Source organism: Allorhizocola rhizosphaerae (genome assembly GCF_003426775.1).
GTDB lineage: Bacteria > Actinomycetota > Actinomycetes > Mycobacteriales > Micromonosporaceae > Allorhizocola > Allorhizocola rhizosphaerae.
In genome coordinates this window covers 1-8,132 of sequence record NZ_QJUG01000302.1, presented here as the reverse complement: position 1 = coordinate 8,132, position 8,132 = coordinate 1, and the positions used below count along the sequence as shown (strand labels likewise).

Sequence of the window (8,132 nt, the reverse complement as noted above, 5' to 3'; positions counted from 1 at the left end):
AACCCGGGGGTCGCCCCCGGGGCAGAATGAAAGCCCCCAAACAGCGAAGCCCGCCGAAGGCGGGCGAGCAGCTGTGGCCAGGCCAAGCCCGCACGCGGCGCGCAACCACAGATCGTGGGGAACCCGGGGGTCGCCCATGGGGCAGAATGAAAGCCCCCAAACAGCGAAGCCCGCCGAAGGCGGGCGAGCAGCTGTGGCCAGGCCAAGCCCGCACGCGGCGCGCAACCACAGATCGTGGGGAACCCGGGGGTCGCCCCCGGGGCAGAATAAAAGCCCCCAAACAGCGAAGCCCGCCGAAGGCGGGCGAGCAGCTGTGGCCAGGGGCGGGGTCGAACCGCCGACCTTCCGATTTTCAGTCGGACGCTCGTACCAACTGAGCTACCTGGCCGTGTCTCGTTGAAGACTAGTCCTCTTAAAGACTAAGCGGTCCTGACGGGACTTGAACCCGCGACCTCCGCCTTGACAGGGCGGCGAGCACTCCAACTGCTCCACAGGACCTTGCGTCGGTCACAGACTGTACCAGTCCGCAACTCGTGCCCCCAACGGGATTCGAACCCGCGCTACCGCCTTGAAAGGGCGGCGTCCTAGGCCGCTAGACGATGGGGACGCCTGACCATCATCGCACGATGGCCCGCCGGAGGCCCGCAAAGCATATGTGACCCAGCCCCCTTACGCCAAATCCAATCGGGGTGTTCTGCCGAGCGCGACGTCCGTCACACCCGCCAACCAGGGCGCGAACGCCGATGGGGTGGTCGCGAGCTCGGACAGCAGATCGTTCGGGCCGATCCAGCGCAGGCCGGCGACCTCCTGCGGGTCGGGCCTGGCAGGGGCGTGGTTTTCCGGGAGGATGCCGAGCAGCACGTGGTCGTATTCGTCCTCGACCAACCCGCTGTCCTCGTCCAGCGCGCGATAACCGTAGACGCCCACCTCCGTGAGCTCCACCGAGTCCACCCCGATTTCCTCGGCCAACCGTCTCGTCGCGGCCGCCACCACGGACTCGCCCGGCGCCGGGTGCCCGCAGGTGGCGTTGGCCCATCGGAGCGCGAACCGGGTCTTCACCGCCGCCCGCTGCTGCAGCAGCATCCGCCCGCCGGCGTCGAAAAGGTGTACCGAGAAGGCGCGGTGCCGCATGCCGGGGGCGGTGTGCGCCTGCGCGACCGTCGCGGTCCCGCACGCCTGCCCCCGCTCGTCCACCAATTCAACCATCATCGATTCGCGCGCTGTCCGTGTCATGATAAAGACCCCATGATCCAATGTGCGGCTCGCCGGCCACCCTGCAAGCCTGATCCCGAATACACCACATTCGCGAGGGCCGGATGCCGTCGCGTGTGCGAAGAGTCGCCAAACGGTATGCCGTAGGCCATGCCTTGGCGTGCCCAGTGTGCCGGTGTGACCACGTACGACACACTCAAGGACATTCCTAAGTCTAAATACCCGCGGGCCTCAAGCGTCGCGACGATCTCGCCGGCGTAGGCCCGCGCCGCGATCCCGTCCCAATCCATGGGTGCCAGGCGCAGATCCGGCACCGGCACCGCCACCCGATAGGCACCGCCCCCCGAATCCTCCACCGCGATCGTCGGATCCCGCATCAGCTCGCCCCGCACCAGCAACTCGTGCCTGCTGCGCCGCCAGGCCCGCCCGAAGTGCACGTTGCGCCGCGCGATCCGACCATACGAACCCGCCGCGCCCAGGTGCAGCATCAAGCATGACGGGCCCCGCCCGACCGTGCGCCGGGGCAGCACCACCGCGTCAACCGGCACGCTTTCCCCGCCATCGGTCACCACCGCGACGACCCGATCCCGCTCGGTCTTCCACTTTCCAACCCTCATCCGGTACCACATGGAAATCCCATGTTTTTCGCAGACGGACGCCATGATGCGAGCCAACGCGTCACCGCCACCGCGCACACATCGACTCTCCCCGATGGGATCATATCCGAACAGCGCGGCCGCGCCGAAGAGCCGTCTCGTCCGCGGATCGGTCAACCCGGCCAGCGCCCCCCACCGTCGCCATCGCAGGTAGGCACGGGCCTCCGCCCTGCCACACACCGCCGCGATCGCCTCGGCCGTCCGATGTGGATCGTCGAACACATCGATCGTCGCGCCGTCCGGATAATGTGCGCGGCAGACCGGGTCGAGCACCTGCACCTCGGCCCAATCGTCCAGGCGCTCGCCGACAACACCCAACACCGCCGACAGGTCCCGCAAAGCCGGAGCCCCGCCCGGCCCGACATCGAAACGGAATCCATCGATCTCCAGGGCACCGAACCGGCCTCCCGGGCCGGGCTGCCGCTCGATGATCGTCACCTCGTAACCGGCGGACCTGAGGTGAAGCGCGCCGGCCAACCCGCCCAACCCAGCACCCACCACAATTACGTGATTTGTCCGTTTCGCCACGACCTCAGGTTGTCACGCCACCACACCGACCGCACCCACCCGGCGCGTGTCAATTTTGTCGGATGTCGGACCTGATCGGCTTAGTAACGCGACAGATGCGCCCGCTCGGCCGGCGGCTCGAACTCCTCCGGCCAGAAGTCGGTGATCTGCCGGATCAGGCCGGCCCCATCGAGCAGAAAGAACGTGAGCCCCGGGGCCACCGCACCGTCCAATGTGAACGTAATCCAGGACGCCGCCTGGTCGCCGTCGACCAGACTCCGTTCGATCGCCACGTGCCAATCTCCCGGATATCCGGCGGCGAACCGCACCAGCTCTTCCCGCCCACGCGCCCGCTCGCGGCTTTGCGGCAGCTCGTAGACCACATCGTCGGTCACAACGGCGCGCAACGCATCCCAGTCGCGCTCCTCGATCGCCTTCCAGTACCGCCGCACGATCGTGTCCATAATCGCATCGTACGAACCCTGGTCAGGACGCGCGCGTGGATCACGATAGGGTCCGCGATCATGGAGGGGTACGCCGTACCGCAATCACCACCGCCGCCCACCGCCACAGATCCAGTGCGCAGAGCCGCTCACGATGGATACGTCACCCTCATCACGACCGTCCTGCCGGTCCTTCGCACCGGCAGCGAGTCGCGCCCCGGCGAGTTCGCCTCCGGCTGGCGTCACCTGACCGCCGCGGTCGAGGGCACGCGCTCCGGCGAGGCCAGAACGCTGCTCGCAAACCTCCCGGACCGGCCGACCGCGAACGACCTGACTCCGCTCACCCAGCTACTGGCAAGGATCGCGGGCGTGTCAAGAATGTGACCGCCGGCGTAGGGTCGCGGCCGTGGAACCGGCCAGGGTCATCAGGCACTCGGGCAGCTTGCCGTCGGCCACGGCCGCGCCGAACAGCGCTTCACCGGTGAGATCGTCGTGGTTGACGTAGGCGCTGACAAACCGCGCCACCCATCGGGTGTCGTAGTCGGCCTCGTCGATCCCCGGAAACTCCAGCCGCCACGGGCCTTCGCGCAGGCCGTCGCCGGCCATCGCGCCGGCCAGGCACAGCGCCACCTGGTAGGCGCCGTCGCCCTTGACCACCTCGGCGAGGGTGCCCGCGACCCCGGCCACGTCGTCGGCGAGCGCCTGGTCGAGCACGAGCGCCGCATCCTCGAATGCCTGGTCGGGTTCGATTGCCACGAACAGGAGCCTATCCAAACCACACAAGAGTCTAAGCCTGATGTTGGCCCAGATTCCCTCAGACCGGGGTCCGACGCTAAGGTGCCAGATGCACGCCCGGCCACGGAGGCACCCCTATGCGAATGTCGCGCGCACTGGCGCTGTTCACCAGCACTTCCCTGCTCCTAGCCATCACCGCATGTGGCGATCCAAACACGGATGGCGCCAACAATAGGTATCTGGGAGCTTACCTTTACGGCGCCGACGGAAACATGATCAACCCGTTCGGTGAGAAGTTCGATAAGCACGCCGGCCTCCTCGCCGGCATGAAGGGCACCCGCCCGCTGACCCCGCTCAGCGACGACTTCAAGGCCCGCGTCAGCGCCGTCCCGCCGGGCGGGCTCACCGACTACAACTACGCCGGAGAGGCCTACGACGCCGTGGTTATCGCGGCTCTCGCGGCTCAGGTCGCCGGCACCACCGACCCGAAGACCATCGCCAAGCACATCGTGGGTGTGACCACCGGAGACACGGTGTGCCAAGGGGTTTCCGAGTGCCTGCAGAGGGCCCGGGACCGGCAGGACGTCGCCTATCGCGGCGTCACCGTGCGCAGCGGCTTCACCGAGGCCGGCGAGCCGTCGACCACCAGCTACGGCACCGTCCACTTCGGATCGTCCAACCAGCTCGACTCGGGCAAGACTGAATACCTGCGCGCGGGCAGCGAATCCGAGGTGTCCAAAACACTCCCACCGCAGCCCGCCGCCGCCGGAGCCAGGCCGGCGGGCGCGCCGCTGACCATCGGCCTGCTGATGACCAAACCCAACCAGCAGCAGGCGGGCAGCAAGGCCCGCATCGCCGCCGCCAGGCTCGCGGTCGACGACCTCAACGCCAACGGCGGCATCCTGGGCCAGCCGGTCAAGCTGCTCGACGGCGAAGACGGGGCCAAGAAGGACGTGGCGATCGCCGAGATCGCCCGGCTCAAGGGGCAGGGCGTGCACGTCCTCATCGGCGCCAGCGGTTCCGGGGTCTCCACGGACGCCATCCCCGAGATCCGCAAGCACGGCCTGGTGATGATCTCGCCATCGGCCACCTCGGCGGCACTGTCCAAGGTGGAGGATGACAACCTGTTCTTCCGCACCGCACCGTCCGATGTGCTGCAGGCCCGAGCGCTCGCCGACATGATCATGCGGGACGGCGCCCGCAAGGTGGTGCTCATCGGCAAGAAGGACGCCTACGGCACGGGCCTGGTGGAGGGCGTGCGCAACGAGCTCAAGGCGGCCGGCCTGGACGAGGCGTCGATCAAGACCCTGGCCTATGAGATCGAGGCCGGTGAGGTCAAGGACAAAAATGAGCTCGCCGCACTTGCTCAGGAGGCGCGTCAGTTCAGCCCGGACGGGGTACTCGTCGTGGGCCTGACCGAATCAGCTGAGATGGTCAAAGCGCTCGCGAACGCGGGCCTGGGCATACGCCACTAATAAGGGAGTTTTCATGTCAGAGAACGTTGAGACCCGCGGCGACGAGCGCCGTGACCTCATCACCGGCGACACCAACCGCGACGGCAAGGCCGACCTGTGGGTGTCCGACACCGACGGCGACGGCAAGGCCGACCTGTTCCAGTTCGACACCGACGGCGACGGCCAGGTGGACGTCACGATGGTCGACCTTGACCAGGACGGCAACCCCGACAAGGTGGTCAGCGGCGACGGCGGCCACACCCCCGACGCCTAACCCCGCGCACCATCCCTACGCGTTGAACTTAGGTTCATGTTCGGCGGCGTGTCGCAACGCCAACTTCATGATCAGCGCGCGAGATTGACCATGAAGCCAACGCCTCGACACGTCGTCGAGATGGAACTGAGTTCATGATCAACGCAAAACCAACCGGCTAGGCGCCGTGCATGGCTTCGATTGCGCTCCAGATTAGTACACATAGGACGATCGCCGTGGTCGTGACCAGGACCACCACGCGGGGGACTGCCGGGCGCATGGGCGAGGCGACGGCCTCCTCATGCGCCAGGAACAGCAGCCGCCGGCGCTGGTTGAGCACCTCCCGCAGGGCGTGCGCCAGAATCGGGTCGTCCCAGGCGGGCACGGGCGCACGCGACAGCTCCACGGCGAGACGGGCCTGTGCGGTCTGCAGCTCCCGCACCGCGCGCCGGCCGGCCTTGCCCGCGCGCAGCTTGCCATAGCGCCGCGCGTCGGCCCGCAGGTGCCCGTGCCGCAGCGTGTGCAGCTCCTCGGGCGTGGCCACGCGCGGGTCGCGCAGCCGCGCCAGGTAGTCCACGTAGAAGTTGGCCTCCCGGTGCCGCGCCACGAACAGCAGTCCCATCGCGAGCAGCAGCGCGGGCAGGCCCTTGAGCAGCAGCCCGACCAGCAGGCCCACGCCCTGCTGGCCCAGGCCGTCGAGCAGCAGCGGGGAGTTCCAGATGAAGTGGATGCCCCAGGCCAGCCCGAGCCCGGCGGCCAGCCCACCCCAGCGTGCCCACAGCGACCGGTCGGTCCGCACCAGGAACCAAGCGATGCCCGCTCCGGCCAGCGCGCTGAACAGGGTGTGGCTCCACAGCCCGGCCAGGAACCCGCGCAGGAAGAACGTCGCGATCACCGGCCCCACCTGATCGCCGGAGTTGGCCATCTCGACCGAGTTCAGCGCGTAGAAGATGTTCTCCACGACCTGGAACCCGAGCCCGATCAGCGCGCCGTAGACCATGCCGTCCAGCACGCTGTTGATCTGCTTGCGCGCCACCAGCACGATCATCACGAACCCCAGCGCCTTGATCAGCTCCTCGATGACCGGGCTGGCGATCGCCGGCCCCCACGCCATCGCGAACTCGGGCGAGACCAGCTTGGCCGTCAGATCGAGCAGTGCCCGGTTGCCGGGCATGGCCGACGTGGTGGAGACCATGGCGCCCCAGGCGAACGCCGTGGCCAACAACAACGGCGGCTCCCGCTCCAGGAAGTCCATGGCGGAGATGAATAACCAGAACGGTACGGCATACAGCGCGAACAGCAGGACGGCCACCGTCGTCGCGACCGGGTACCGGGCCAGTGGCGAGCGCAGCAGGTCCAACAAGCGCACCGTGCACACCACCAACACCACGCCGAGGATCCAGAACGCGGGCAGCCGCAGCGACTTGAGCGGATGGGCAGCGCGCGGCGTGGGCTGCACCGAGGCGGGCGCGGTCACTCGCCGTCCCCGCCATACGTGATCGAGTTCACGCTCTCGTCGATGCTCAGCAGCTCGTGCTGGAAGTCGTGGGCCGCACCCGTGATCGTCACCTCGATCGACCGCCCCGGCGCGACGAACGCGGCATATCGCCCGCTGTGCCCGGGTGCGTTGAACGTGGCGCCGAGGCCGGGCAGCCCGCTGTCGGTGCGTATCGGGCTTTCCGCGGACGTCACCTGGTACCCCCGCATGCCCTGGATTTTGGTTTTGAGCCGCACCGACGCGGCGGGAAGGTCGCCGTCGAAGGGCGCGACGGCGACCACATAGCGCGCCGGTCCGACCAGGAAGAGGATCGAGCCGCCGGACTGCGACCGGCTCTGCCTCGCGATCAGCGAGCCAAGCGGCGGGATCACGGACACGCCCAGGCCGATCTCGTGGCGCTGGGTCGGGGCGGCATGGTCGGCGGGCACGGCCCGGTCCAGTGCGGGAAGCACGAAGACCACGGTGAGCAGGGTGGCAACGACCGATCCGCCGCCGATCAGGTTGTGCCACCATCGACTGGCCATGAGTTCGACGGTAGTTGACCATGCGGCCCGGGGCGGTGGGTTTGCCTACGATGGTCGGATGCCCGGGCATGTCCTCAACCGCCGCGAAACGCACAAGCAGCAGACGCGTGCGGCGCTGGAGGACGCGGCGCTGGCCCTGTTCGGGCGCAAGGGCTACGAGGAAACGACCGTCGAGGAGATCGCGGCCGAGGCCGGGGTGTCGGTGCGCACGTTCTTCCGGTACTTCGCGTCCAAGCGGCACGTGTTGTTCGGCGATGTCGCCTATCACCGGATCTCGCTGCTCGGCGAGCGGCTGGCCAAGCGCCCGCCCGAGGAGGATCCGCTCGACTCGGTGCGGGCCGTGCTGGAGGAGCTCGACTTCACCGATCCGGCGGAGCTCGCCCAGATTCGCACCCGCATGGCGCTCATGCAGGAGCAGCCGTCCCTGATCGGCACCTATCTGCTGATCAACCATGAGCTGCAGCGCCTGGTGGCCGCGTTTGTGGGGGAGCGGTCGGGGCTGACGCCCACGCACCCCTATCCGATGACCGTGGCGTCGGCGGCGAGCTCCGCATGGGACGTCGCGCTGTGGGCGTGGGCGGGCGGCAGCGGGGATCTGGTCGAGGTGCGCAGGCGCACCTTTGACCAGCTCACGCTCGGAGTGACCAAACCGTGACCTGAGCGCGCCAACCTAACCCGGCCGATAACTGCTCTTGCTTTCATGCTCGTATGGCGGCGTGCCAATAGCGCACGGGGTCTGCTGTTGGCGGCGGCGCTGGCCGCGCTGATCGCCACCGGCCTGCTCGCGGCGCTGGCGGTGCACGGCGATGCGGTGATCGCCCGGGGGGCGCGCGAGGCCGTGGCCGCCGCG

Annotated in this window: 10 protein-coding genes and 3 tRNA genes; 4 read left to right on the top strand and 9 right to left on the bottom strand. The window is 68.3% G+C overall.

The genetic code is table 11. The features are described from left to right. Positions 1-314: 314 nt before the first annotated feature. From DM816_RS37895 to DM816_RS37870, 6 genes are all read right to left on the bottom strand, one after another. Positions 315-388 (bottom strand) — tRNA-Phe (locus DM816_RS37895). A gap of 36 nt (positions 389-424) precedes the next feature. Beyond that, a tRNA-Asp gene (locus DM816_RS37890) sits at positions 425-498 on the bottom strand. 36 nt (positions 499-534) lie between these two features. Beyond that, positions 535-607: transfer RNA gene (locus tag DM816_RS37885), tRNA-Glu, on the bottom strand. A gap of 62 nt (positions 608-669) precedes the next feature. Further along, positions 670-1,233, bottom strand: coding sequence for an isopentenyl-diphosphate Delta-isomerase (gene idi / locus DM816_RS37880; RefSeq protein WP_117215320.1), 564 nt, complete (start codon positions 1,231-1,233; stop codon positions 670-672). Further along, entirely contained in the window at positions 1,230-2,396 is a 1,167-nt protein-coding gene (locus tag DM816_RS37875; protein WP_117215319.1) for a phytoene desaturase family protein, read from the bottom strand. Before DM816_RS37875 ends, idi begins: the two co-directional genes overlap by 4 nt. An 80-nt stretch (positions 2,397-2,476) precedes the next feature. Further along, complete coding sequence (locus DM816_RS37870; protein ID WP_117215318.1) at positions 2,477-2,839, bottom strand: nuclear transport factor 2 family protein; 363 nt, start codon at positions 2,837-2,839, stop codon at positions 2,477-2,479. Between the two features lie 114 nt (positions 2,840-2,953). Here DM816_RS37870 and DM816_RS37865 point away from each other — a divergent pair, with 114 nt between their 5' ends. Further along, positions 2,954-3,202 carry a hypothetical protein gene (locus DM816_RS37865; protein ID WP_211589030.1) on the top strand — a complete coding sequence of 83 codons (249 nt, stop codon included), beginning with the start codon at positions 2,954-2,956 and terminating at the stop codon, positions 3,200-3,202. Here the strand turns inward: DM816_RS37865 and DM816_RS37860 are convergent. Next, the gene (locus tag DM816_RS37860) at positions 3,191-3,574 is read right to left on the bottom strand and encodes a hypothetical protein (RefSeq protein ID WP_117215316.1); all 384 of its coding nucleotides are present in this window, start codon (positions 3,572-3,574) and stop codon (positions 3,191-3,193) included. The genes DM816_RS37865 and DM816_RS37860 overlap by 12 nt on opposite strands. Positions 3,575-3,690: 116 nt before the next feature. On the opposite strand from DM816_RS37860, the gene DM816_RS37855 reads away from it, so the two are divergent. After that, positions 3,691-5,028, top strand: coding sequence for an ABC transporter substrate-binding protein (locus DM816_RS37855; protein ID WP_117215315.1), 1,338 nt, complete (start codon positions 3,691-3,693; stop codon positions 5,026-5,028). A 13-nt stretch (positions 5,029-5,041) separates the two neighbouring features. Then, entirely contained in the window at positions 5,042-5,281 is a 240-nt protein-coding gene (locus DM816_RS37850; protein WP_117215314.1) for a hypothetical protein, read from the top strand. Between the two features lie 157 nt (positions 5,282-5,438). On the opposite strand, the gene DM816_RS37845 is transcribed toward DM816_RS37850, so the two are convergent. Both DM816_RS37845 and DM816_RS44970 read right to left on the bottom strand, forming a co-directional pair. Beyond that, complete coding sequence (locus tag DM816_RS37845) at positions 5,439-6,737, bottom strand: PrsW family intramembrane metalloprotease (protein WP_246002585.1); 1,299 nt, start codon at positions 6,735-6,737, stop codon at positions 5,439-5,441. Next, positions 6,734-7,282 carry a hypothetical protein gene (locus DM816_RS44970; protein ID WP_246002584.1) on the bottom strand — a complete coding sequence of 183 codons (549 nt, stop codon included), beginning with the start codon at positions 7,280-7,282 and terminating at the stop codon, positions 6,734-6,736. The genes DM816_RS37845 and DM816_RS44970 overlap by 4 nt, the downstream gene beginning before the upstream one ends. Before the next feature lie 58 nt (positions 7,283-7,340). Here DM816_RS44970 and DM816_RS37840 point away from each other — a divergent pair, with 58 nt between their 5' ends. Continuing rightward, entirely contained in the window at positions 7,341-7,937 is a 597-nt protein-coding gene (locus DM816_RS37840) for an acyl-CoA-like ligand-binding transcription factor (protein WP_162908251.1), read from the top strand. Positions 7,938-8,132 lie beyond the last annotated feature (195 nt).

Excerpts from the sequence above, each read along its gene's own strand:
- idi (WP_117215320.1), bottom strand. The coding sequence starts at position 1,233 with ATGACACGGACAGCGCGCGAATCGATGATGGTTGAATTGGTGGACGAG.
- DM816_RS37870 (WP_117215318.1), bottom strand. The coding sequence starts at position 2,839 with ATGGACACGATCGTGCGGCGGTACTGGAAGGCGATCGAGGAGCGCGAC.
- DM816_RS37855 (WP_117215315.1), top strand. The coding sequence starts at position 3,691 with ATGCGAATGTCGCGCGCACTGGCGCTGTTCACCAGCACTTCCCTGCTC.
- DM816_RS37850 (WP_117215314.1), top strand. The coding sequence starts at position 5,042 with ATGTCAGAGAACGTTGAGACCCGCGGCGACGAGCGCCGTGACCTCATC.
- DM816_RS44970 (WP_246002584.1), bottom strand. The coding sequence starts at position 7,282 with ATGGCCAGTCGATGGTGGCACAACCTGATCGGCGGCGGATCGGTCGTT.
- DM816_RS37840 (WP_162908251.1), top strand. The coding sequence starts at position 7,341 with ATGCCCGGGCATGTCCTCAACCGCCGCGAAACGCACAAGCAGCAGACG.